This is a genomic window from Aquisphaera insulae (genome assembly GCF_011064615.1).
In the GTDB taxonomy this organism is placed as follows: Bacteria; Planctomycetota; Planctomycetia; order Isosphaerales; family Isosphaeraceae; genus Aquisphaera; species Aquisphaera insulae.
Genome location: NZ_JAALJH010000090.1, coordinates 1 through 24,495, shown reverse-complemented (window position 1 = coordinate 24,495; position 24,495 = coordinate 1). Strand labels below are relative to the sequence as shown.

Here is a 24,495-nt window from a genome sequence, read left to right as displayed (position 1 = left end):
GGACGCTTGGCAAGGTCAGCTCGCAGGCGACCCCGCGTCGGACATGGATTCGACACCGATCCGCTCCAGATTATACCCCGGATCGCTCGCGAGGATGGATCCCACGCCGTCGGCCTCCCCTCCCCCATCGAGGCCGGGACATTCGGCAGCGGGCTCGGCCGTGGTCTGGGCGATCTTCGAGGCCCGCGCGGGGCCGAAGAGAGCGGCCAGGGGGGTCGGCTTCACGATCAGCTCGTACAGGACCAGGCCCGCGGCCGAGGCCAGCGTCGACGCGGCCAGCGCCTGCAGCCACCACGGCAGTCCCAGCGGCACGATGACCTTGAGCACGGGCGCCAGCAAAGGCTGATGCACCAGATAGATCCAGAAGGCCGTGTCCGCCAGGTAACGCCCGGCTCGCGTCGGCCGGTCCAGGTATCGCTGGAAGAACCCGAGGAAGCCGAACGCCGTATAGGCCGATCCCACGGCGTAGAGCGAGATCCCCGCGGCCGGGATCAGGCTGGACGAGGAACCGGCGGGCGGCCGGCCCTGGGCCATCGACAGCAATCCGGCCACCGCCTGAGCCATCGTCCCGATGGCAAGACTCGGCAGCCATCGTTTCGCCACATCAGCCAGGCCGGCCCGCTCGCGATGCAGCCACCAGCCGACCAGGAAATAGCTGAGGTAGAAAGGCATATCCCATTCGAGATGGAACAGGAAATCCGGGAAGCCGCGACCGATCCCCGCCGCCATTCCGAGGGACCACCCGCCGCCGAAGCCCCCGCTGGCTAGCCGCAGCGCGGGTATGCTGGCCAATCCCAGCAGCAGAGGAATCAGGTCGAGCCGAAGGAGCGTGAGCCCTGCCGGGTCGATCGCGCCGGCGGCGCGCCGTCCGACCGTCACGTCGGCCAGCCAGGCCACCGCCGGGGCGAAGGTCGCAAATAGCAGCAGATACCAGAGGAACCACAGGTGATTGAGCGCGAAGTAGCGAGCGTAGGGGCCGAAGAGCCACTCGCTCACGACGCCGGGAGGCCCGAAGGGGCCGCCGCGCCCGGGCCCGCCAGGCCCACGCGGAGGTCCTCCGCCGGGACCACCAGGGCCGCCGACAGCACCGGGCGGCGGGCCCATGGGCGGGCCCAGGCGGGGGCCATCCGGACCGGCCATCTCGAAGCCCTGGGGAGGCGGGCCGCCGGGGCCTCTCCAGGCCGGGTCGCCGCCATCTCGCATCGAGGGAGGCGGACCGCCAGGGCCGCCGGGGCCGCCGCCGAAGAACTGGAAGCTGAGCAGGTAGAGGGGCACGAAGGTGAAGAGCCCGACCAGCAGCGGCACGCCGATTCGCCACCACCTGCGCTCGAGATATCGCCTCAGCCCGTATTTCTGGTACATCATCCGGCAGAAGAAGCCGGAGACGAGGAAGAAGAGCGGCATGCGAAAGCTGTGCAGCCACTCCTGGAAGACCATGGAACCTCCACCGGGCGGCCCACCCGGGCCGCCACGGCCACCGCCGACCATCCCGGCGAAGAGGATCGCGTGATAGTAGACGCCGAGGAGCATGGCGGAGCCCCGCACACAATCCAGGGCGTTGTAGCGCGGCGATGACACGGCCTCACTCATCTCGCAACCTCCCGCACGCTCGCGACGCGAGCACGCACCTTCTCGAGGTCGACATCGTTCCACCAGAGTTCGCGGTCGGGCGGGATCGTGGCCCCGAGGGAGACGGCACGAGCCGGTTTCGCGGCCGCGTCGAGATTGGTCGAGGCGGCGACCACGTAGAGCGGCCGGCCTTTCAGCTCCTCATAGATCCTCGCGACGTAGTCTCCGACCAGGCCGATGGCAATCAGGATCGCCCCGGAGAAGAGGAGCTGAATGCAGACCAGCGAGGCCCATCCCCGTACCGTCGTCCGCAGGACGAACGTTTCATAGAGGACCAGGACCGAGTAAACGACACCGAGGAACGTCAGCCCCATGCCGCCGTAGAGACTGAGCTTGAGCGGGAGCGCCGAGAAGGACGAGATGGCCGTCCAGGCGAACCGCACCATCTTCCAGACCGGATACTTGGTCGTGCCGGCGGCGCGAGCCTGGCGGCGGAACGGCACGATGGCCTCCTTCAGCCCGAGCCAGGCGATCAGCCCCCGGACGAACCGGTGCTGCTCGCGGAATCCGCCGAGTGCCTCGACGGCGCGCCGGCTGAGGAGCCGGAAATCGCCGACCTGGGGCTGGAGCCGCTCGTCCACGGCCCTCCGCATGATCGCGTAGAAGATCGATGCGGTCGCGCGCTTGAAGAGGGTCTCTCCGTCGCGCCGGACGCGCTGGGCGGAGACCACGTCGTAGCCCTCGCGATACTTCGCGAGCATCTCCGGGAGCAGCTCGGGGGGATCTTGCAGGTCCGCGTCCATCACGACGACGGCGTCGCCCGTCGAGAAGTCGAGGCCCGCGGTGATCGCGGCCTGGTGGCCGAAGTTGCGGCTGAATCGCAGGACCTTGATCCGGGAGTCGGCCCGGGCCGCCACCTCCAGGATGCACGCCGAGTCGTCCTTGCTGCCATCGTCCACGAGGACGATCTCGTACTCGCAGCCCAGGCCATCGAGCACAGGCCGGAGTGTCTGGAAGAGCGTGGGGAGCACTTCCGCCTCGTTGAAAACCGGGATGACGACGGACAGTTTCACGGCAGCCCCCCCTTCTCCTCGCCCGCGGAAGCGACTCGCTTCAGACCATGGTCGACCGGCTTAAGACCTCGATCCGGCTGGAAGTCGTACACTCGCAACTCCCTCGGGCCGCCCGGGAAGCCAGGCGGCCCGCCGCCGGGCTCCTGCCCATCGGCCGCGGGCTCGTCCCCGCCCCAATTCGCCGAGTCGACGAGCTTGCCATGCTCGCGAATCCACTCGTTGATCCCCCGATTCGTTCCGCCAGGGCCGCCAGGAAAGCCGGGGCCGTCCGGCCCCCGCCTCCCGCGGCGATCATCGCCCGGACCGCCGTCGGGCCCGCGCGGCCCGGGCCCGCCCGGACCGCGCGGGTCATCGACCGCGAACCGGACCTGGCCGTCGCTCACCAGGGCCGCGAATTGCTCGGTCGTGAGGATCGGATCCTCGCCGAGGAACCCGCCGAGTGCCATCACCGGCAGCCCGGCCTTGATGATGAACGGGGCGGCCGCCGGCGCGGACGAGGTCACCGCCAGGAATCGTTCGCCCTGGTGATTGGACGCGAGGAAGTCGACGAGCTGCTCCCGGCCCATCGATTCCATCCCCGGCCCGCCTGGCATGCCGGGGGGGCGGCCGCCCGGTCCGCGACCGCCAGGCCCATCGCCCATCGAGAGCATGAACGGATCGGCCGCCGGCATCATCCCCATCCCCGGCGCCGCGACGGCCATCAGAGACCAGGCCGTCGGGACGACCATCAGGGCCGCGAGGCCGGCGCCCAGCATGATCAGCGCCGGCGCCGGACCTCGCACCCATTGCCAACGTGCCCCCGCTGTCCGCCCGGCCAGCGCGATGGTCGCGACCGCAAGGCACGCCGCCGCGACGAGGGCCGGAGCGAGCCTCGATTGCCATTCCGTGAACGAGCCGAGGAGGACATATTGCCAGGCCGATGTGGCGAGGATGGCGACCGGGAGCAGCAGGCCCGTGCGTTGGCCTGCCGTGGTCATCGCCGCACGGGCCCAAAGGCTCGCCACGCCCAGGCCGACGATCGCGGCCAGCGGCGCCCCGAGCTCCACGGTGTAATAGGGGTGGGTGATGCCCCGAGAGAAGCTGAATACCACGGCGTATGTCAGGAACCACCCACTCCAGATGAAGATCGAGAGGGCCCGGCGGTCGAGCGGCCTTCGCCAGCGGCGGCCCCGACAGGCCGAGGATCCGCCGAGGACCGCCAGCGGGAGGAGCCACGCGAACTGGCCGGCCATCTCGCGCTGAAGGAGGCGGAACGGCCCCGGTTGACCGCCGAATCCCGGCGGTCCGCCAGGTCCCATCGGACCTCCGGGCCCCATCGGTCCCCCGGGCCCCAGCGGACCACGGGCCCCCATCGGACCTCCTGGACCCATCGGACCTTCGGGCCCCATCGGGCCTCCGGGCCCCGGCATCCACGCGGCGTCGGGCGGGCCGCCGGGGCCCCGATCGTCGAACCCACCGGGCCTGACGCCACCGGGCGGAGGGCCGCCGCCGGGTCCCATGTTCCCCATGCCGCCGAGGACGCGTCCCAGGCCGTTGTAGGCGAGGGCCAGCCCGATCGCCGAGTTGTTCGTCGAGCCGCCCATGTAGGGACGCTTCGAGGCCGGCGTCAGGTCCACCACCGCGGACCACGAGAAGGCGACCACGAAGAGGACCGCCGAGGCCATGCCCAGTTGCCTCACCCGGCCGAGCAGGCTCCCCGGGGCGAAGAGGAAATAGGCCAGGAAGAACGCCGGGAGGACGACGAACGCGGCGAGCATCTTGGCGTTGTAGCCGAGGCCGATCAGCACCATCGAGGCGATCAGCCACCGGAGTTTGCCGGCCTCGATCGACCGGATGAGTGCCCCGGCCGCCAGGACCTGGAGCAGCACGAGGACCGTGTCCGGCATGTTGTCACGGTCGATGGCCACGCTGATCGGGAAGAGGGCCAGCACCAGGCCGGCGATCAGGCCGGCCGCATCGCCCGCGGCTCGCTGGACGAGGAGCCCCACGGCCAGGACCGTCAGCACGCCCATGATTGCCTGGGGCGCGATGAGACTCTGACCGCCGTATCCGAACAGCCCGGCACTCGCAGCCTGGATCCAGAGGGCGAGCGGCGGCTTGTCCACCGTCACATAGCCCGCCGGGTCGAAGGACGCGAAGAAGAAGTTACTCGGGTTGACGAGCATCGACCGCGCCGCGGCCGCATAATAGAGATTCCCGAAGCCGTTCTTCTCCAGGCCCCAGAGCCGGACGCCCGCCGCGATCAGGACCACGAGTGCCCATCCGATCCAGACCCCGACGCGAGGCCCCGACGCGACGATCTCGAGATCGGCCGCCGAACCTTCGCCCTCACCATTTGTCGTGTTATGCATGAGCATGGCGCGCACCATCCCCAGGGCCGCCGCGGTCGATTCGTCCTCGCGACCGCTCCGGCCTGCCAGTCCGCTGCCGGTCCGGGTTGACTGGTCCCGTTCCCCCGGCGCCTCCAACGAAACTAACGCAGTCCGGGTACTCCCGACTCTTAACGAATGTAAATTCGCACGATCTCCCTCGGATCGGTATGCTGTCCTCGATCCGTGGACGATCGTGGCGGCGTCGCTTCCTGTTGCTGGAATCCCAAGATGAATCATCCCGAGACCGTCCGCGTGGCCGCGGTGCAGATGGAGCCATCCCTGGGCCAGGTCGCCGAGAATCTCGCCCGGATCGAGGCCGGCCTGGGCCGGGCCGCGGAGGCCGGTGCACGGCTCGCGGTCTTCCCCGAGTGTGCCCTGAGCGGTTACGGTTTCGGCTCGCGCGAGGACGGCATGGCCCACGCCGTGCCGGTGGACGGCGAGGAGATCGGCCGAATCGCGCAGGCCGTGAACCGGACGGGTTGCTCCTGCATCCTCGGGCTGCTCGAACGCGACGGAGATCGGCTCTACAACGCGTGCACCTTGGTCGGCCCGGGAGGCGTGATCGGGACCTATCGGAAGGTGCACCTCCCCTTCCTCGGGATCGACATGTTCGTGGATCCCGGCGACCGGCCGTTCGCCGTCCACGAGATCGCCGGCCTCGGGCTGAGGGTCGGCATGCATATCTGCTACGACGGCTCGTTCCCCGAGAGTGCGCGAATCATGTCGCTCCTGGGCGCGGACCTGCTGGTCCTGCCGACCAACTGGCCCACGCACTCGGAGGCCGCCGCGGAGCACATGGTCTCATGCCGGGCCATGGAGAACACGGTCTACTACCTGGCCGTGAATCGCGTGGGCGTGGAGAGCGGGTTCCGGTTCATCGGCTCCAGCTCGATCGCCGACCCGGCCGGCAACGTCCTCTGCCGTGCCCCCGCGGACCGCGAGGAGATCCTGATCGCGGACATCGACCCGCAGCGTGCCCGCAAGAAGCACCTCGTCCGCGTCCCCGGCCGCCACGAGATCAATCGCATCGCGGATCGCCGCCCCTCCTATTACGGGCCGCTCGTTCAGCCCAACGGCAAGGAATGACCTGGTCGACTCTCCCCGGCCGCAGCAATCGCCCGCCTTCCCCAGGTTCCCCGAACGTCGGGAACCTACCGGGTTAGATTGAGCGCTGATCAAGCGGATGCCGATACGAACCGTGATCGAGCATGAGCGGGCAGGATGCCGCGTTGCTTCGAGGCATGATGGCAGGAGGCGACGATGATCGGACGGAGGATTTCCGGGGCGCTGGTCGGGCTCTTGTGGATTGCATCGGGTACGGCCTCCGCGGGGGCGGCCGGCTGGGCGGACTCGCTCTTCACGGAACGGGTGCATGACTTCGGCCCGGTGCCTCGCGGCGCCAAGGTCAAGCATGACTTCACGCTCGTGAATCGACTCGCGGAGCCGATCACCATCCTGAATCTCCGCCCCTCGTGCGGATGCACCAGCGGCAAGGCGAGCACCGGTACGGTCAACCCCGGCCAGAGCGCGGTGATCGAGGCCCAGATGGACACGCGGAACTTCCTGGGCCTCAAGGCGACCACGCTCTTCGTGACGCTGGTCACGGCGAGCGGGCGCGAGGCCGAGGTCCGGCTCGGGGTGTCGTCCAACATCCTCGCCGACATCGTCCTCAATCCCGGCTCGGCGGACTTCGGCGCCGTGATCAAGGGGCAGAGCCCCACCCAGGTGATCACGATCGACCGGATCGGCAATCCCGCCTGGAAGTTCGATCGCATGGTGTCGGCCAGCCGCGTGCTCACCGCGCAGCTCGTGGAGACGAAGAGGGACCCCAAGGGGGTGGTGAGCTACGCCCTCACGGTGGGGGTGCGGGCGGACGCACCGGCCGGGCCGATCCGCGACGAGATCCGACTGCTGAGCAACGACCGGGAGACGCCGAGCATCCCCGTGCTGATCACCGGCTACGTCCGGGGGGACCTGACGGCCGCTCCGTCGGTCCTGACCATGGGCGAGATCAGCTCGGCCGACGGCAAGCAGGGGCGGTTCGTCGTGCGGAGCACGCGCCCCTTCGCCATCACGAAGGTGGAAGGCGCCGGCGACGGCTTCTCGGTGGCCGCGGCCGCGCCCGATCGCAAGAACACGCACGTGATCACCGTCGCCTACCGGCCGGGAGACGGGAACACGCGGGGCGACCTGAAGCGGGTCTTCCGCGTCCACACCGACCTCCCCGACGAGCCGCCGCTGGACCTGACGGCCACGCTCCACGTCAATCCGTGAGGGAACCGGCGGGCCCGGTGTTCATCGACGGCTGCGGACAGGATACGATACAACGTCTGCAGCCGTCGGCGCTCACGAGCGGTCGGCAGCCTCCTCAGGATTTCACCCATGCCGCCAATCCGTCCGCGTCTCCTTGTCATGCTCCTCCTGGCCTCGTGGCACCACCCGTCGATGACCGCTCACGCCGATGACGGAGCTTACGGCGCGGAGATCGAGCGGTTCCGACAGCAGCGAGAGGCTGACCTCAAGTCCGAGGACGGTTGGCTCAGCGTGGTGGGCCTGCACTGGCTCTCCCCCGGCAAGCTCCGGCTCGGGAGCGATCCCACCGCGGACATCCTGCTTCCCGCGAGTGCCCCGGCCGAAGTCGGCACGATCGAGCTTCGCGGCGAGGCCGCGAACTTCGAGGCGGCCTCCGGGGCGACGGTGATGAAGTCCGGGGCCCCGTTCTCCGCCGGAGAAATTCGATCCGACGCGACGGGAAAGCCCGACGTCCTGAGCGTGGGTAAGATCCGCCTGATCCTCCTGCGACGCGGCACGAGGTACGCCCTCCGCGTCAAGGACCCGGGTAGCGAGGCCCGCCGGAACTTCAAGGGACTGCGCTGGTATCCCGTCGACCCGAGCTGGAGGATCCCGGCGCGGTTCGTCCCGGCATCGGGAAAAACCCGGCTGGTCTTCAACACGATCGTCGGCGAGCAGGAGGTGGCGGAGAGCCCCGGCCACGTCGTCTTCCGCCATGACGGGAAGGAATACCGGCTTCAGGCGGCGTCGGAGGCGGACGGATCGCTCTGGATTGTCTTCCGGGACGGCACGAGCGGAAGGACGACAGCCGGCGGGGCCAGGCAACTCACGGTGTCTCGGACGACCACCGGTGAGCTGGTGCTGGACTTCAACAGGGCAACCAACCTCCCCTGCGCTTACATCCCGTTCGCCACCTGCCCGCTGGCCCCTCCTCAGAATCGGATGTCTTTCCCGATCACGGCCGGCGAGCAGACGTATGAGACGAGCGGATCCCGCCCCTGAGAACGGCACCGCGGCCGGTCGAGGGGCCTCAGGCCTCGTCGCCGATCACACCTTCCGTGAAGGCATAGATCCATGCGAGTGATCGTGACCGGTGGTGCCGGGTTCATCGGTTCTCACCTCGTCGACCGCCTCCTCGCCGAGGGAGACGAGGTGGTCGTCGTCGACAATTTCGACCCCTTCTACGCGAGGTCCACGAAGGAATCCAACCTCTCCCGGGCACTTGCCAGCCCGCGCTGCCGGCTGTGCGAGCTGGACATCCGCGATGCGGAAGCGACGGGCCGGCTGGTGTCAGCCGTGCAGCCCGACGCGATCGTCCACCTGGCGGCCCGCGCCGGCGTCCGGCCCAGCATCGAGGCCCCGGCCCTCTACACCGACGTCAACGTCCTGGGGACGGTCCGCTGGCTGGAGGCGGCCTGCCGACTGGAGCCTCGCCCGCGATTCCTCTTCGCCTCCAGCTCGAGCGTCTACGGCGACCGGGCCGCGGGACCGTTCCGCGAGACCGATCCGGTGGACTCTCCGATCAGCCCCTACGCGGCGACGAAGAAGGCGTGCGAGCTGATGGCGTATACCTTCCATCATCTCCACGGACTCCCGGTCACGGGGCTCCGGTTCTTCACGGCCTACGGGCCGAGGAACCGGCCCGACCTCGCCATCGCCAAGTTCACGCGGCTCATCGAACGCGGCGAGCCGGTGCCCATGTTCGGCGACGGCTCGACCCGGCGCGACTACACCTTCATCGGGGACATCATCGAGGGCATCATCAGGGCCATCGCCGGGTGCGAAGGCTATCGGATCTACAACCTCGGGAACTCCGACCCGATCGGACTCCGAGACCTGATCAACTCCCTGGGCGAGGCGCTGGGCAAGGCTCCGTCGATCACCGAGCTTCCCGGCCAACCCGGAGACGTCCGCCAGACGTTCGCCGATATCAGCCGTGCCTCCGCCGAGCTCGGCTATCGACCGCAGACCTCGCTCCGCGAAGGGCTTGCGGCTTACGTCGCATGGCATCGAGGCGTGGGGAACCCATGAAGGACGTCCGCGCCGCGAGCCGCGATGACAAAACCGCACGCCCTCGTGGATCTCTTGCAAAGGCCATTTCCAATCGCTATCGTTTTCCTGATAAGGGGCGACGATTGACTTGTCGCCTCGGACCACACAGAACCTGCCGCCCCGCACGCCGGCTCCACCTCGCACCACCAATCCACTCGACTTCATTGCGAGGCGTCTTCATTGCATCGTCTTACTTATATGACCGGATAATTGCATGGTGCAGAATCCCGCCGGCTCGGCCGAAGGGTCGATGACGCGAAGGCAACCGAGTGTCGTGTTCGTGCAGTTCGGGGATTACGCGGGCGCCGTGCACAGGTTCGCGAGCGGCCTGGGTGAGACGTACTACGCGCAGCGGTACTCCGTGGACCTGGTCGAGAAGCTGCCGGCGACCTGCGGCCCGACCACGGTGATCACGGTGGCGAAGCCCGCCGCGGACGAGGTCTTGCCCAGCGGCGTCCGTTGCATCGGCCTGCCCGAAATTCCGTGGAATGCCAGGACGTCGGGGAATGTCCTACGCCGACTGAAGGAGATCTCCCCGACCTCGGTGATCGTGCGATACCCCTGCCTGCCGATCATCCGGTGGTGCCTTCGCGAAGGCGTCAGGGTGCTACCCTTCCTTGCGGATAGCTTTCGTCGGCTCCCCTTGAGCCGTCGAATCCACCTCTGGCGGCTCGCCCGGGTCCTCAATCAGCCCGGCATCGACTTCGTCGCCAATCACCAGCTCGATGCCTCTCGGGACCTGGTCCGCGTTGGAGTCTCGGCGAAGAAGATCCTGCCCTGGGACTGGCCCCGTTTCCAGTCGCCGGCGGACTTCCCCCCCAAGCTGGCCCCGCGGGAGCCGGGAAAGCTGTCCGTGGCGTACGCCGGCGCGGTCGTCGAGGAGAAAGGCGTCGGCGACCTGATCCGTGCCATCGCGATCCTCCGGCGGGGTGGCAATGACGCGTCGGCCGCCCTGATGGGGACCGGCAAGCTCGACGAATTCCAGGCCCTGGCAAGATCCCTGGGCGTCGCCGATCATGTGCGGTTCCTGGGCCAGGTCACGCACGACGACGTGATCGCGACGATGCGAGAGTGCGACGTCGTGACAGTCCCCAGTCACCATGCTTACGGCGAGGGCCTGCCGATGGCGATCATCGACGGCTTCATCTCTCGGAGCCCGCTGGTCATCTCCGACCACCCCATGTTCGTGGCCAGGCTCCGGGGCGATCGGGCGGTCTCGATCTTCCCCCAGAAGGATCCGGCGGCCCTCGCCGAATGCCTGAAGACCCTGGCCGACGATCAGGACCGGTATCGGTCCCAGTCGGCGGCCTCCGAGGCCACCTGGGGACGCCTGGGCGTCCCGCTCGTCGCCGGCGACCTGTGGGCCCGCTGGCTCTCCGGGACCCCGGAGGACCTCGGCTGGCTCTCCCAATACTCCCTCGCGACTTACCCCTACTCTTGACGGGGCTGCGCCGCTGAAGGCGTCATGGCCCATCCCCGAGCCTCGTCTCGGGACTCGTTTCCTCCTCGGGATTGCCCTATGCCGACCATCGCGTACATGCGAGCTCACGGAACCACCGATTTCCCGCACCATTTCGCCTTCTTCGGCTACCTGGAGAAGCTCGGCATCCTTGACAAGTACGACTTCCTCCTCGAGTCCGTCATGGACCCGGCCTATTGCGCCCGGCTCGTCAGGCGGTTCCCGCAGCTCAAGATCCTCGAGGACCAGAGCCGACCCCGCCGCTGGATGCGAGAGGTCGCGGAGAGGGTGGGCCGCGGTTACCGGCCCTTCGCCTACCTCGACACGTTCGACGCCGTCTGCGAGGCCCCCGGCGGTCGCATCAACGAATTCTACACAAAGAACGACGTCTTTCGCTTCTACCCCCGCGTCAAGCGACGCGCGATCCTCTTCCACTCCATCGAGCAGGGGGCGCTCAAGCAACCGTCGGTCCGGGAATCGGTCGCCGGGGCGGACCTGGTGATCGCGCGGACGAGCCGCTCCGCCGAGAATGCACGTGGCGCCGGGGCCAAGTGGGTCGTCGATTCGGCGGACATCGCGTTCCTCGAGCACCCCAAGCGGTACATCTACAAGCCCGGCATCGCGACGGCGTTCCGGCTCCCGAACGCGGGCGTCACGGAAGAGTACCTCGATCGCCTCCGCGAGATCGTCGCCAACCTGGAGAAGACCGACACCCAGGTGGACTTCGTGCGCGTCGAGGAGCCGTTCGGCCAGGAGATGATCCGCGAGGGGCTGGGGACCTATCTCAGGCCGAACACGGGCGTCTACTCCGACGACACGATGTATCTGCCATTCCTGGCCAAGCGTGACGCCATCATCACCTCGCGACTGCACACGACGCTGCTTTCCCTGATGTATGGGAACCGGAAGATCCTCCAGTTCCACATCGAGGGCGGGACCAACAAGTCCGTCGAGATCTTCAACGACATGGGGATCCATTCGGTCCCCGTCCACCAGCGAGACGAAGTGACCTGGAAGACCGTCGAGGAATTCCTGGCGGCCGAGCCCAACCTGCCCGAGGAGGAGGCCGCCGCCGCGCTGGACCTCGCCAAGTCGAAGACGATCAAGGGCATGGACGCTTTCCTCGAGTGGCTCGACACGATCAAGTGAGGGGAACGAGCGGCCGGCGGCTCGCGGCTCCCGGGCTCCGGCCGATCTCCGATCACTCGAGGAGGCTCGAGCTCGCGCGCCCTCAGAGTTCCCGCAAGGCCGCGATCACTTCCTGTCGGACCGCCCGAAGAGCCGGGAGGATGCCGCCGAACAGGCCCATCGCGATGGTCATGGTGAGCGCCACGGCGGCCACGAACCAGCCGAACCGGAACGTGATGGAGACCGAGGAGAACGTGCTGAAGTTGCTGGTCTCGATCGTCAGGAGGTTCAGGGGGAGCGTCAGGAGGATGCCGAGCACGCCGCCCAGCGTGCAGAGGAGGAGCGACTCCCCCATGAAGGAGATGAGCACGTCCCACTGCGAGAAGCCGAGCGCCCGCATCGTGCCGATCTCACGCGTCCTCGACTTGACGGCCGCGAACATGGTGTTCGCGGCGGCGAACATCGCGCCGAACGTGAGCAGGACGGCGATCAGCGATCCGGCCACCTTGAGGAAGAGGCTGGACCTGGCCTGGGTCTCGAAATAGGAGGTCTCCGGCAGCGCGGCCAGGCGGAACTGGGTGTCCTCGGTGAGCGTCTTCTGGATGGCCGCGAAGTCGACCGGGCTGGCCGCGCGAAGCTGGACGCAGGAGACCGAGCCGTCGCGTCCGGTGTTGCGCTCCACGTCCTTGAGGTCGGCCCAGACCTCGCTCTCGGCCGCGCTGCCGCCCGCCGAGAAGATGCCGACGACCTGGTATTTCTCCTTGTCCCCGAAGTTGAGCAGGCCCCCGACCTGCGCCCCCTTGTAGAGGCGGGAGAGGCTCTTGCTGACGATGCACTCGTTCCGGCCCTCGGTCAGGTCGCGGCCGGCCACGATCTTGAAGTCGGGCCTGAGCTTGCGGGAGGCTGGCTGGACGCCGCGGATGATCAGGTTGTTGCGGGTGCCGTTGCCGCGCTCCGCGATCGCGATGTTGAGCAGCTCCTTGGCGGCCAGGGGCTTGCCGTCCTCATCCCGCGCGATCCCCTTGACGTTCAAGACCTCGTCCGCCTTCGCCCCCTCGAATCCCCCCGACGTCTCGCTCGATGACCCCTTCCGCAGGATGATCAGGTCGAGCGGATCGCCGGAGACCTTGAGGCTGTATTCCAGGCCATCCACCAGGCCGAAGAGGATGCACGACGATCCGACGAGGAGCGCCGTGCCGAGCATGGTCATCAGCGTCGTCTTCCACCGGACCCGGAGGTTCCGGACGTTGTACTTGATCGGGATCATGAGTCCCTCTGCATTCCCCGATGAGTCGAACCCCGGTCAGACGACCTTCCTCAGCCCGTCGATGACCGACGAATTGGCGGCGATCATGGCCGGGAAGAAGCCGCTGACGAAGCCGATGAACAATGACACGGCAACCCCAAAGAGCGCGATGTTCCAGGGGATGTAGAAGAACGGCATGAACCCCGCCGTGAACTTGGCGATGTCGACGTAGTCGCAGAGGAACTTACAGCCCAGTGCCCCCGCGGCGCCCCCGAGGCCCGCCACGAGGATGGCCTCGCTCAGCACCAGGAAGAGGACCCGCCCCTTGCCGAAGCCGATCGCCTTGAGCACCGCGACCTCCGACGTCCGCTCGCGCATCGCCATGGCCATCGCGTTGCCGGCCACGAAGAGGAGCGAGATCACCACCGCCGCGCCGATCCCGTAGATCGCGTTCTTGAGGTCGCCCAGCATCTCCGAGAACATCTTGGCGAACGCCTCCTCGGTCTGCGTCCGCGTGGGAAACTCGCTGTTGCGGTACTCGTCGTCGATCTTCTTGCAGAGGCCCGCCATCATGTTGGCGTTCTTGCACTTGACGAAGATCGATCCGGCGTTGCCGGAGTTGCGGGCGCTGTTGGTGGCCAGCGAGCCGCCGGAGGCCGACGACATCGTCACCCGCTTCATCGCCTCGTCGAAGTAGTCGAAGTGGAAGAGGCACATCCGCAGGTCGCGGTTGGATGCGCCGTCGTAGATCGCCCGCACGGTGAGGTTCATGTCGACCGGGTAGATGTCCCCCTTGAGCGGCAAGGGGTCGCCGACCTTCAGCTTCCAGTCGCTGGCGAGCAGGCGGCCGATGGCGGCCCCGTCCTTGTTGGCCTTGAAATCGGCGAGTTGATCGGGCGGGACCGTGTATTCGTCCAGGATCGTGAACACCGTGTCGGCGTCGATGGCGAACTGCGCGAACGGCATGACCTGGTCGTGATACTTGCCCCCGTACCACGAGAAGGGGGTCGCGGCCACGACGCCGTCCATCTGCGTGATCTGGGGGATCCGGCCGATGGGGACCATGCCCGCGAACCCGTTGGCGTTCATCGTGATGATCCGGTTGTAGATCCGGGTCTGGGCCGCGACCTCGTCATTGATCGCGAAGAACGCGAGCAGGATCATCATCAGGAACAGGCAGATGGCCGTCGACGCCAGGGTCAACACGGACCGGATCGGGTTGCGGAGCGCGTTCCGGAGGATGTAGTTGAAGTATTTCATGACGCGACCTGCACGCGGCTGTCCTGGATGATGTCGTCGACGAGCTTGCCCTTGTCCATGTGGAGTTGACGGCCGGCGCGGGCCGCGGCGATCGGGTCGTGCGTGACCATGACGATCGTCTTCTCGAACTCGCGATTGAGCAGCTCCAGGAGGTCGAGGATCTCGCCGGCCGTGTTCCGGTCCAGGTCGCCGGTCGGCTCGTCCGCGACCAGCAGATAGGGATCGGTCACGATCGCGCGGGCGATGGCCACGCGCTGCTCCTGGCCGCCGGAGAGCTGCCTCGGGTAATGGTGCTCGCGCGCCTGCAATCCGACGATCTTGAGCGCGGTCATCACGTGCTCGCGGCGCTGCTTGCGGGAAAGATGGGTGAGCAGGAGCGGCAGCTCCACGTTCTCGAAGGCGGTCAGGACGGGGATCAGGTTATAGGTCTGGAAGATGAAGCCGACGTTGTTGGCCCGCCATCGCGTGATCTCGGCCTCGGAGAGGTATCCCAGGTCCTGGCCGTGGACGATGACCTCCCCCTTCGTCGCCCGGTCCAGCCCGGCCACGAGGTTGAGCAGGGTCGTCTTGCCGGAGCCGGACGGGCCCATCAGGGCGAGATACTCCCCCTTGGGTACCTCGAGATCCAGCCCCGCCAGCACGGGGACGACGAATTCGTCGCGGCGGTAGTCCTTGTACACCTGCCGCAGGATGATCGACGGCTCGCTCATGAGCTTGGAATCTCCTCAAGCTGGGTCAGGTCCGGGCGGGACCGAGTGGGACTACTCGGCGATCCGGACGATCTCGTTCTCCTTCAGGGTCCCGGGGGGATTCAGGACCACGTTCTCCCCGGCCTCGAGCCCGGTCTCGACGCGAGCGAGGTCCTCGCGGGTGGCCGCGACCTCCACCGCCCGCTTGGATAGCCGCGACTTGCGGTCCACCACCCAGACATAGTCGTGGCCATTCGCCTGGAAGACCGCGGCCTTGGAGACGAACACGAAGGAGCGGTTCGCCTCGGCCTGCTCGCCCGACTTGAACGGCAGGAAGTGGACGGTGGCCGCGAGCTCGGGGAAGAGCTTCTCGTCCGGATCGGTGATCTCCACCTTGACCTTGACCGTGCCTCGAGTCCGGTCGCCCATCGGGATGATCTGGCGGAGCTTGCCCTGGTATCGCTTGCTCGGGTTCGCGCTCACGGAGACCTCCGCAGGCTGCCCGAGCTCGATCCGCGACATCAGGTTCTCCGAGATGTCGGTCTCGACGTCCATGTGCTGCAGGTCGGCGATCGTCACCACGGCCGACCGCCCGAGCGACGAGCTCATCGCCATCGGCGAGATGATCTCGCCGACCTCGCCCTGCTTTTCCACGACCGTGCCGGCGAACGGGGCGTGGATCTCCATCTCGTACCGGAGCGTCGACTTCATCTCCTTGATGTTCGCCTCCATCGCCCGGATGGAGGCCCGCAGGGCCTTGATCCGGGCCTGGGTCATGTCGCTGGAGGCCCTCGCCTTCTCGAATTCCTCCTGCGCGACCACGGACTTGCCGGCGAGCCGCTCGGCACGCTGCGCCTCTCGGCCCTTCTGCCAGCCCTCGGCCGTGGCCTCCTCGAGCTCGGCCTTCGCCTTCTCCAGGTTGGCCTCTCGCTGCTCGATCATCGCGTCCAGGTCGTGGTGCTCGATCACCGCGAGCAGGGCCCCGGCCTCGACGTGGTCGTGTTCCTTCACGAGCATCTGATCGACGCGGCCGGCGACCTTCGTCCCGATCATCGCCTGCTTCTGGGCTTTCAGGTAACCCTTGGCCGTGAGCAGCTTCTCGGCCTCGCCCGTCGTCATCCGCTGCACCAGGCCCACGGTGACTTCGGGCTTGCTGCGGATCTGGTCGTATTGCTTGTAGCCGTACCAGCCCGCCCCGCCCATGATCCCCAGCGGGATCAGCCACAGAATCCATGACAGGAGCCGCAGGGCGCCCCCGCCCCGACGGCGATACTCGGCGCCGCTGAACGGCCTCGCCGGTGCCTCGGGCTGCCGCGAGACCCGACCTCGGTCCGGACGTTCGATCTTCAACGACGCCAGCTCATCCCGGAGCGTGCTCGACATGGCGAACCTCGGAGCCCCTGTTATGCGACCGCGATCCGGGAGGCCCGGCACCCACTGTCCGTGAGTATAGCGGCAAAACCCAAGGAGGGCGAGATCGAAAGGTTTACCTTTCTTCGCCCCGTCGACACAACCGGAACAGTCAAGCCGGGGGTTCCGGCGTCGTCGTGTCGGCGGGATTCCCTGGGCCATCGCGACAGTCTGTTCGCCGATCGGGGCGGAATCTTGGAGCATTTCGGGCGATCGGCGGCCTCACGGGCCCGGCGGCGGATCCACCTTGAGGGTAAAAGTCCGGCTCCGCTCGTTGAGGGCCCGGAACTTCCCGTTGACGACGGTCAGCTTCCCCTGGTGCTTGATCCGGACCTTCCAGTGGGTCGGCTTGGGGACGCCGCCGAAACCGCCCCAGTAGACGACGAACCACTGGTAGTTGCCCGGCGGGCCGGGCCCCTTGACCTTCTGCGAGCCCGGGCCGGAGGATTCGACCAGCCAGTAGATGTTCTCCGGACCGAAACCCTTGGTGTTGTCCACGTCGAGCTCGCCGCCCTGCTTCCCCTTCGGCTCTTCCCAGTAGATCTCCTTGCCGCCCGGCTCGATGACGTGCAGGTCGAGGTCGGCGTCGCTGTCCCAGATCAGCGTGAACTGAGGGTCGCCCACCTTCACGGCGACGCCGCGGACGACCTCGCCCCCGTCGCCGAACCGGGCCAGGCCGAATCCGTCGCCGTCCCCGGCGCCGGGGTTGGCGTTGGGGGCCCCGCCGCCGGCGCTCGGGCGGGCGTCTCGGGCCCGGGTCAGCATCGATTCGAGGCCGTTGGAATTGAGCTCGAGCGGCATCTCCTCGAACGGCGTGGGAGGCGGAGGCAGCTCCAACGGATGGTCCGGCACGTCGATCGGCGCATTCAGGCCGCCGGTCAGCGTCGAGCCCTCGGGCACGCCGTTGGGCGACCCGGCCAGTCGGCCGTCGATCTGGATGACTCGATGGAGGGGCGGCGAGAAGGCCCAGAAGGCCAGGATGAGGAGCAAGATCCCATGCAGGACCATCGATGCCGCCCATCCCTTGAGCGCGGCGGGGGTCCACCACGGGAGGTCCAGGTCGTCGACGGGCGGCAAGCTCGGGGCCCGATCCTGGCCCGGCATCGAATCGACGGGCCGGGCGACCGGGGGCGGGCCGGCGACGGGGACTCGCGGCCGGGTCGTGGGGCTGCCCGGTGGGGGTTCGGCGGGGCTGACCGGCATGATCGTCCTCGAGGCCGTTCGGCGGATGCCCCAGGTGCCGCCCGGCCTGGCCGAGCCGCATCGTCCCACCCGCCCAAGGACGTCGAGCTTAGCACGCCACGCCGAGCGGTCGAAAGTCAAATCGGTTGCGGTTTCCCCCCGCCCGGGGTTACAAGGGATGTCCTTCGGAATCGCCCAGGTGCGAACGTGCCCACCGCCACGAGGATCGGCCCCGCCATGGACCCCCACGAGCTGTCGCAGATGATGGAGGCCGTGGCCGCCGGGAGGCTCTCGCCATCCGACGCGGCCCGCCGGATCGAGACCCATCCCTACGTGGATGCCGGCGACTTCGCCAAGGTCGACCTCCATCGCCGAGTGCGGTGCGGGTTCCCGGAAGTCGTCTTCGGCCAGGGCAAGACCGCCCCCCAGATCGAGGCCATCCTCCGGACGCTCCTGGAGCACGGGCAGGGCGGGCTGGTCACGCGGGTCGAGCCGGCGGCCGCCGTGCACCTCAAGGGGGCCTTCCCCGAGGGGGTGCACAACGCCGTCGGCCGGACGTTCCGGATCGCCGGGCCGGACTCCGACGGCCCCAAGGTCGGCCGGGTCGTGATCGTCACGGCGGGGACGAGCGACCTCCCGGTGGCCGAGGAGGCCAGGGTCACCGCAGAGGCCTGGAACTGCGACGTCACGCTCGTGGCCGACGTCGGGGTCGCGGGGCTCCATCGCCTGCTCCATCAGCTCCCCCGCCTGGGCGACGCGGATGCCCTCGTCGTCGTCGCCGGGATGGAAGGCGCACTGCCCAGCGTCGTGGGAGGGCTCGTCGCCTGCCCGGTGATCGCCGTCCCCACGAGCATCGGCTACGGGGCCCATTTCCAGGGCCTTGCGGCGCTGCTCGGCATGCTCAATAGCTGCGCCTCGAACGTCACGGTCGTGAACATCGACGCGGGCTTCAATGGCGGCCACAATGCCGGCCTGATCGCGCGCCGGGCGGGGATGGCCCGCCTCTCCGCGGCCCGTGCCGCGTCCGCCACCGTCCCAGAGTGAGCGCCCGGACTCTCCGGGCCAAGGAGCAAGACGTCCCATGTCCGTGCAACGCATCGAATCCCTGCCCTCGCTCCCGGCCCGGCCGGTCGACAGCAATAAGGGCCAGTTCGGCCACGTCCTGGTCCTGGCGGGGAGCCGGGGGATGGCCGGCGCCGCGGCCCTCTGCGGCGCCTCGGCGATCCGCTCCGGCGCGGGCCTGGTGCGCGTCGCGTCCGCCGCCGAGGTCCAGCCGACCGTCGCCAGCTTCGAGCCCTCGTACATGACCTATCCCCTCCCCCAGGACGACGACGGCCTGATCGATTTCGCCAGGGCTCGCCCCGCGATCGAGCGCCTGGCCTCCGCGGCCACGGTGATCGCCGCCGGCCCGGGCCTGGGTCGCTCCGACGGCACCCTCGGGCTGGTCCGATGGCTCCTCGAGGCCTCCGGGAAGCCGCTCGTCCTCGACGCCGACGCCCTCAATGTCCTGGCCGAGGGGCACGTCGACCTCCTCGCCGCCGGCGACCAGCCCGTCGTGATCACGCCCCATCCGGGCGAGATGGCCCGCCTCATCGGCGGGACCGTGAAGGACATCCAGGCGGCGCGGGTCGAGCAGGCGGCGACGTTCGCCGGCCGCTTCAACCCCCTGACGGTCGTCCTCAAGGGGACCGGCACGGTCGTCACCGACGGCCGCCGCGCCTACGTGAACACCACGGGCAACCCGGGCATGGCCACGGGCGGCACCGGCGACTGCCTCACCGGGGTGATCGCCGCCCTGATCGGCCAGAAGCTCCCGGCCTTCGAGGCCGCCCAGCTCGGGGTCTACATCCACGGCCTCGCGGGGGACATCGCGAAGGACCATAACGGCGTCATCGGCCTCATCGCCGGGGACCTCGTGGACGCACTCCCGGACGCCTTCGAGCACGCCTCGCAGGATCCGGACATCGGCTTCTGATCCCCGCAGTGCCGGGCCTTTCGGCCCCCGGCCGCGGCGCCGGCCCGACGGATTCGTCGCGCCAATGACCTATGCCGCGGACCGAACCTGAAGTATAGTTGTGAGGGCCGGGCATCATGACGCCGGCGCGGGCTTCCAGGCGGAGGTCCAATCGTCGCCCTTCCGACGCTCACCCGGAACCCGGAGGTTTGAGTGTCCTCTCGAGAGAACCCCTCGTCGGCGCCCTGGACTTATCGCATGGAAGTCTCGCCGACCGGCCAGGGAGCGGGCGCCGGATCGCCCCCCAATCCCAACGATCCCGTCCTGCTGCTCCATCTCCTGGCGAATCTCCAGAACCAGACGCTGGATACCCTCCGTCAGATGATGGAGATCCAGCGGCAGCAACTGGACCTCTCCCGCGAGATCGTCCAGGTCAATCGCGAGCAGCGGGCGCGACAGGGCGCGGACCTCGAGCGGTGGCAACAGGGTCACGAGCACGTCCTGGACGCGTGCAAGGATACGCTCAAGCGCCTCGAGGAGGTTCACGCCTCATTGATGCGAGACATGGCCTACTATGTCGAGGACAACCACGAGAATCTCCTCGAAGGAGACTTCTCGCTCGGCGACTTCGTCGACAAGTTCGGCCCGCGACTCGCGCATCTCAACACCATGCTCGCCGTCCTTCGCCCCCTGGCCGCGGCCAACAAGAAGGCCGAAGGCTGAGCGCGACCCGCCGCTCATCTCGGATCCCCGAGCGGGGCGAGATGGCCATCGGATTACGTACGAGAATGTTCGGCAGCCGTCTCCGCGAACCGGGGACGGCTGCTCGCATTTTCATCCGGGCGCGTCGGGCGAGGGTTCAATAGCGGCCGCCGCGGTCGTAACCGCCACCCCCGCCGCCACCTCGCCAGCCTCCACCGCCGCCGCCTCCACCACCGCGGGGCTCGCGAGGACGAGCCTCGTTCACGGTGAGACGGCGTCCGTCGACCTCGTGTTCATGCAGGGCGTCGATGGCGGCCCTGGCCTCCGCATCGGTCCCCATCTCGACGAAACCGAAACCCTTGCTCCGGCCGGTCTCCCGGTCGGAGATCACCTCGGCGCTCTGGACGCTGCCGTACTGGGAGAACAATTGCTCCAGGTCGGAGCTGTTCGTGCGGTAGGTGAGGTTGCCGACGTACAGTTTCTTGCCCACCATCAAACTCCTCAATCAGGGCGCATCACGCCTGCACACTTCGGAACGTCCGTGCGGTCGATTCCGCCGAGCGGGCCGGACATCTCATGAGATAAGTAACAGACGTCAATACGTCTATCAACATGCACTCATTTGATTCCAGACCGAGCCAAGTATAGAGATTCGTCAAACCAAAAGAAAGGGAAAATTCCGGCGGGACGCGGAGAATCGCGGGCCGTCTCTCGGGACGTCAGAGGGGGGGCCATCCCCCGGGGTTCGCGCCTTCATCTCTGGATCGGGACGATTCGGCGGCGAATCCCGTGGACCTCGGCGGACTGGCCCAGGAGCGTCGTCCGCCCCTCCAGCCGCATCCCGAGCCGGCGGGCGACGCGGATCGAGGGGCCGTTGGAGCTGGAAATCATGCTGATGACGTGCGACTGGGCGAGCGGGCCGAACGCGACCCCGAGCGCCGCGACGGCCGCCTCGGTGGCGAGCCCGCGGCCCCAGAACTCGCGGCGGAGCGTCCAGGCGAGCTCGATGCCCGGCCACCCTTCCGGCCGCCAGAGGCCCACGCGGCCGGCGAGCTCGCCGCCGCCGCGGTCCACCACGGCCCAGAGGCCGAAGCCTCGCAGCCGCCAGTGGCCCAGCACGGTCGCCATGCTCCGCCACGCCTCGGACCGGGTCATCGGCTGGCCGTCGCCGAGGTGCCGCATCACCTCCGGATCGGCACACATCGCCGCGTAGGCGTCCAGGTCCGACTCCCGGAACATCCGCAGCTCCAGCCGTTCGGTCTCGAGCCGTTCCGGCGCGGTCACGTCGTGTAATCCGCGTTCAGGTGAACATATTCGGCGGTCAGGTCGCACGTCCAGAATCGGACCTTGCCCTCGCCGCGGCGGAGCTCCAGCCGGAGCGACACGTCGCGATGGGCCTTCAGGTCGGCGGAGAGGGCCGCTGCGTCGAACGACGTCGGTGCGCCGGATTCGTAGACGCAGACGCCGTTGATCCGGAGCGAAAGCTCCTCCTCGGCGAAGTCCACCCCCGCATATCCGGCCGCGGAGACGATGCGTCCCCAGTTCGGATCCGCGCCATGGATCGCCGTCTTCACGAGGGCCGACTCCGCGACCTCGCGGGCGATCGCCCGGGCCTCGTCGCGGTCCCGACATCCCTCGACGTCGATCGTGATGAAGTGGGTCGCACCCTCGCCGTCGGCCGCCATCATCTTCGCCAGGCTCTCGCACGCCGAGCGGACCATCCCCGCGAAGGCCGTCAGCGCCTCGCCCGCCAGGGTGGGCTCCGTGCCGGCGGTGCTCGAGAGGATCAGGACCGTGTCGTTCGTGCTCTCGTGCCCCTCGACCGAGAGGCAATTGAACGATTCCTCCACCGCCTCCGAGAGGATGGGCTGGAGGTCGTTCGGCCAGACCGGGGCATCCGTGAGCAGGAACGCCAGCATCGTGGCCATCCGCGGCCCGATCATCGCCGCCCCCTTGGCCATCGCGAGGAGGCGGAACTCGACCCCACCTTCGCTGTAGGAGAGCGACACCACCTTGGGATGTGTATCGGTCGTCAGGATGGCCCGTGACGCCTCGTCGAAGCTCGTGGCGGCGGTCGATGCCTGCGGGACGAGCCGCTCCAGTCCCGCTTCGAGCCTGTCCATCGGCAGTTGATGGCCGATGACGCCCGTCGAGGCGACGAGCACCTGCCGCGGCTCGCAGCCGACGAGCTCCGCCGCCTTCGCCGCCGTCCGCGCGGCGTTGGCGACCCCCTGCTCTCCCGTGGCCGCGTTGGCATTCCCGGCGTTGACCACGATCGCGCGGAGGTCGTCGGCCGGCAGCAGGCTCTTGCACCACTTGACCGGCGCCGCACAGATCCGGTTGGTGGTGAACGTCCCGGCCGCCGCGCACGGCCCATCCGCCACGAAGACCGCCAGGTCGATCCCGCCCGACGGCTTGATCCCGGCCTTGCCGGCCGCCGCCCGGAACCCCTTCGGGACGACGATTGGAGCTGCGTCTGCCATGGCTGTCTCTCGGTGCTCGGAGCGATGCGGTTTCCCGATCCAGCATAGCCGCCCGGGCGGCGGGGCGACAGGCCCGACGCGGCATCGGACGACCTTCGCCTCTCCCCGATACTCCCGCGGAGCTTGGCTTCGGTCGTCGCTCCGCCTGCTTCGAAGGGCTCGCCGCAAGTGCTTCTCCGGAAATAGTCTCGATGCGGTTTTCGATTGGCTTCGCAGGGGCCGACTTTTCTCGTTTTGGCCTCCTTTCCACCTCCGCCGGTTGGCCGTGGTGGAACACCACGCATGGGCCGGCCGGTGCCTCGGAGGGGCCTTGCTCCAGAGCCGGCGCGATCCCGAGGTGTTCGGCCCCGGCCGCCCCGACACCTTGCGTCGCGGCGAGGAGTGCCGGCGCCGAGCCTCCCGCTCCCGGCCCGCTCGCCGGCCCCGTCCGGCGGATCCGGCAGATCGCCTCCAGGACCCGGAGGAGCTGCCGGTGCATCGCCGAGGCCTCGCCCCGGAGACGCTCCACGGCGGCGCTCGCTTCGAGCGCCTCGCGGTCGGCCCGATCGGCCTCGGTCTCGGCGTGGAGGAGCGTCAGCCGGGCCACCTCCCTGTCCACTCGTTCCAGCAGGAAGGCGCGGGCCTCCTCCTCGGCCCCCGGCTCGAGCTCCTCCTCACGCCAGACCAGCGAGTTGACGATCATCGCGGGACGTCCCGCGGCCCGCTCGCGGGCCATGGCGAAGAAGTCCTCGCAGACGGCCGGACCCTCCGGGTCGAGCGCGTTGAGCGCCAGGAAGATCGCGATGGCGTCCGGGACCATCGCCACATCGAGCGGCTCGTAGCCGAGCAGCCGGGCGATCCGGAATCGCTCGGAGATCCCGAACGGCGTCCCGGCCTCGATCCGGGTGCGCATCCAGGCCCAGGCCCGGAGCAGCCCGGTCCGCCCGAGCGGCGATTCCTCCAGATCCTCGAGGATCTTCCACGCCCGGTCCTCGACGACGTCGTCGCCGCCGGGCTCCTTCCAATCCAGGAGCCGCCACATCAGCCCCGCCGCCCGACGCTCCGCATCGGCCTCGGTCGCCTGCCGGCGCTCCTCCGCCTTGCGGACGGCCCGCACCAGGTACGCGGACTCGGCCCGCTCCGCCTGCTCGATCTTGCAGGAGAGCTCGGCGGCCTGTTTCAGGAGCGACTTCTCCTCCTCGGTCGCGGCCGAGCTCGCCGCCTGGAGGAACTCGGCCACGCGGTCCTGGATCGCTCCGGGCTTGGCCGCGGGCGACGTGGGCGCCGGCTTCTTCCGCCCCCCCGGCCCGAATCCGTTCCGCCCCGATCGGGCCTTGCCCCGCTTCGTCCGCGGTCCCGTCGAGAGCCTGGCGTTGCTTCGGTTGGCCAGAATCTGGGCTTCGGTGGCCATGGCAGCATCTCCGGGGTGAACCTCGCGCGCGCTCGTTCGCTGAGCTCTTACTCAGTACAATCCCGAATTCGGGCCTGCGAGTTTCAGGGTGGGCGGAAAATCTCCGAAATGAAGGTCCACCTGGAGGGGATATGCGGGGGCCCACCGTGCAGGCGGTGGGTGCCGTCTCGGTCCTCAGAGAACCAGGCCCCGGCGCGATCGCCAGCTAGCGCCTGGCTCGGCAGGAGCCTCGCC

20 protein-coding genes are annotated in these 24,495 nt (G+C 68.5%); 9 read left to right on the top strand and 11 right to left on the bottom strand.

The annotated features are described in order from the left end of the window. Positions 1 to 15 precede the first annotated feature (15 nt). From G6O54_RS30685 to G6O54_RS38605, 3 genes are read right to left on the bottom strand one after another with little or no spacing between them, the layout of a single operon-like run. Positions 16 to 1,590 (bottom strand): acyltransferase family protein, encoded by a 1,575-nt coding sequence (locus G6O54_RS30685; RefSeq protein ID WP_165232436.1) that lies wholly within the window; start codon positions 1,588 to 1,590, stop codon positions 16 to 18. Beyond that, positions 1,587 to 2,642 carry a glycosyltransferase family 2 protein gene (locus G6O54_RS30680; protein ID WP_165232434.1) on the bottom strand — a complete coding sequence of 352 codons (1,056 nt, stop codon included), beginning with the start codon at positions 2,640 to 2,642 and terminating at the stop codon, positions 1,587 to 1,589. Before G6O54_RS30680 ends, G6O54_RS30685 begins: the two co-directional genes overlap by 4 nt. After that, on the bottom strand, positions 2,639 to 4,999 hold the full coding sequence (locus G6O54_RS38605; protein ID WP_165232432.1) for an ArnT family glycosyltransferase: 2,361 nt from the start codon (positions 4,997 to 4,999) through the stop codon (positions 2,639 to 2,641). The genes G6O54_RS30680 and G6O54_RS38605 overlap by 4 nt, the downstream gene beginning before the upstream one ends. 243 nt (positions 5,000 to 5,242) lie before the next feature. On the opposite strand from G6O54_RS38605, the gene G6O54_RS30670 reads away from it, so the two are divergent. The 6 genes from G6O54_RS30670 (at position 5,243) to G6O54_RS30645 (ending at position 11,966) form a co-directional block, all read left to right on the top strand. Then, complete coding sequence (locus G6O54_RS30670) at positions 5,243 to 6,100, top strand: carbon-nitrogen hydrolase family protein (RefSeq protein WP_165232430.1); 858 nt, start codon at positions 5,243 to 5,245, stop codon at positions 6,098 to 6,100. Positions 6,101 to 6,274: 174 nt separating this feature from the next. Then, positions 6,275 to 7,288 carry a DUF1573 domain-containing protein gene (locus G6O54_RS30665; RefSeq protein WP_165232428.1) on the top strand — a complete coding sequence of 338 codons (1,014 nt, stop codon included), beginning with the start codon at positions 6,275 to 6,277 and terminating at the stop codon, positions 7,286 to 7,288. Positions 7,289 to 7,396: 108 nt separating this feature from the next. After that, positions 7,397 to 8,308: a DUF1684 domain-containing protein gene (locus G6O54_RS30660; protein ID WP_165232426.1), complete on the top strand. Its 912-nt coding sequence runs from the start codon at positions 7,397 to 7,399 to the stop codon at positions 8,306 to 8,308. Positions 8,309 to 8,380: 72 nt separating this feature from the next. Further along, positions 8,381 to 9,337: a GDP-mannose 4,6-dehydratase gene (locus G6O54_RS30655; RefSeq protein ID WP_165232423.1), complete on the top strand. Its 957-nt coding sequence runs from the start codon at positions 8,381 to 8,383 to the stop codon at positions 9,335 to 9,337. A gap of 235 nt (positions 9,338 to 9,572) precedes the next feature. Continuing rightward, positions 9,573 to 10,799 (top strand): glycosyltransferase family 4 protein, encoded by a 1,227-nt coding sequence (locus G6O54_RS30650; protein WP_165232420.1) that lies wholly within the window; start codon positions 9,573 to 9,575, stop codon positions 10,797 to 10,799. Between the two features lie 78 nt (positions 10,800 to 10,877). Next, a complete protein-coding gene (locus G6O54_RS30645) occupies positions 10,878 to 11,966 on the top strand; it encodes a polysaccharide pyruvyl transferase family protein (protein ID WP_165232417.1) in 1,089 nt (362 codons plus the stop codon). An 82-nt stretch (positions 11,967 to 12,048) separates the two neighbouring features. Here the strand turns inward: G6O54_RS30645 and G6O54_RS30640 are convergent, their stop codons facing one another. From G6O54_RS30640 to G6O54_RS30620, 5 genes are all read right to left on the bottom strand, one after another. Then, on the bottom strand, positions 12,049 to 13,212 hold the full coding sequence (locus G6O54_RS30640) for an ABC transporter permease (RefSeq protein WP_165232414.1): 1,164 nt from the start codon (positions 13,210 to 13,212) through the stop codon (positions 12,049 to 12,051). A 36-nt stretch (positions 13,213 to 13,248) separates the two neighbouring features. Continuing rightward, on the bottom strand, positions 13,249 to 14,451 hold the full coding sequence (locus G6O54_RS30635) for an ABC transporter permease (protein ID WP_165232411.1): 1,203 nt from the start codon (positions 14,449 to 14,451) through the stop codon (positions 13,249 to 13,251). Continuing rightward, positions 14,448 to 15,161: an ABC transporter ATP-binding protein gene (locus G6O54_RS30630; RefSeq protein WP_165232409.1), complete on the bottom strand. Its 714-nt coding sequence runs from the start codon at positions 15,159 to 15,161 to the stop codon at positions 14,448 to 14,450. The genes G6O54_RS30635 and G6O54_RS30630 overlap by 4 nt, the downstream gene beginning before the upstream one ends. A gap of 51 nt (positions 15,162 to 15,212) precedes the next feature. Continuing rightward, positions 15,213 to 16,523 (bottom strand): efflux RND transporter periplasmic adaptor subunit, encoded by a 1,311-nt coding sequence (locus G6O54_RS30625; protein ID WP_165232406.1) that lies wholly within the window; start codon positions 16,521 to 16,523, stop codon positions 15,213 to 15,215. 249 nt (positions 16,524 to 16,772) lie between these two features. Beyond that, complete coding sequence (locus tag G6O54_RS30620) at positions 16,773 to 17,753, bottom strand: YfaP family protein (RefSeq protein ID WP_165232403.1); 981 nt, start codon at positions 17,751 to 17,753, stop codon at positions 16,773 to 16,775. Positions 17,754 to 17,969: 216 nt separating this feature from the next. Here G6O54_RS30620 and larB point away from each other — a divergent pair, with 216 nt between their 5' ends. The 3 genes from larB to G6O54_RS30605 all read left to right on the top strand — a co-directional run bounded on the left by larB (position 17,970) and on the right by G6O54_RS30605 (position 20,409). Continuing rightward, on the top strand, positions 17,970 to 18,776 hold the full coding sequence (larB, locus tag G6O54_RS30615; RefSeq protein WP_165232400.1) for a nickel pincer cofactor biosynthesis protein LarB: 807 nt from the start codon (positions 17,970 to 17,972) through the stop codon (positions 18,774 to 18,776). A 37-nt stretch (positions 18,777 to 18,813) separates the two neighbouring features. Further along, positions 18,814 to 19,707 (top strand): NAD(P)H-hydrate dehydratase, encoded by an 894-nt coding sequence (locus G6O54_RS30610; protein ID WP_165232397.1) that lies wholly within the window; start codon positions 18,814 to 18,816, stop codon positions 19,705 to 19,707. 237 nt (positions 19,708 to 19,944) lie between these two features. Continuing rightward, on the top strand, positions 19,945 to 20,409 hold the full coding sequence (locus G6O54_RS30605; RefSeq protein WP_165232394.1) for a hypothetical protein: 465 nt from the start codon (positions 19,945 to 19,947) through the stop codon (positions 20,407 to 20,409). 136 nt (positions 20,410 to 20,545) lie between these two features. Here G6O54_RS30605 and rbp read toward each other — a convergent pair whose 3' ends face one another. From rbp to argJ, 3 genes are all read right to left on the bottom strand, one after another. Continuing rightward, a complete protein-coding gene (gene rbp, locus G6O54_RS30600; protein WP_165232455.1) occupies positions 20,546 to 20,878 on the bottom strand; it encodes an RNA-binding regulator in 333 nt (110 codons plus the stop codon). Positions 20,879 to 21,141: 263 nt separating this feature from the next. Further along, positions 21,142 to 21,672, bottom strand: a complete 531-nt coding sequence (locus tag G6O54_RS30595; protein WP_165232391.1) for a GNAT family N-acetyltransferase — start codon at positions 21,670 to 21,672, stop codon at positions 21,142 to 21,144. Continuing rightward, a complete protein-coding gene (argJ, locus tag G6O54_RS30590) occupies positions 21,669 to 22,871 on the bottom strand; it encodes a bifunctional glutamate N-acetyltransferase/amino-acid acetyltransferase ArgJ (protein WP_165232388.1) in 1,203 nt (400 codons plus the stop codon). Before argJ ends, G6O54_RS30595 begins: the two co-directional genes overlap by 4 nt. Between the last annotated feature and the right edge of the window lie 1,624 nt (positions 22,872 to 24,495).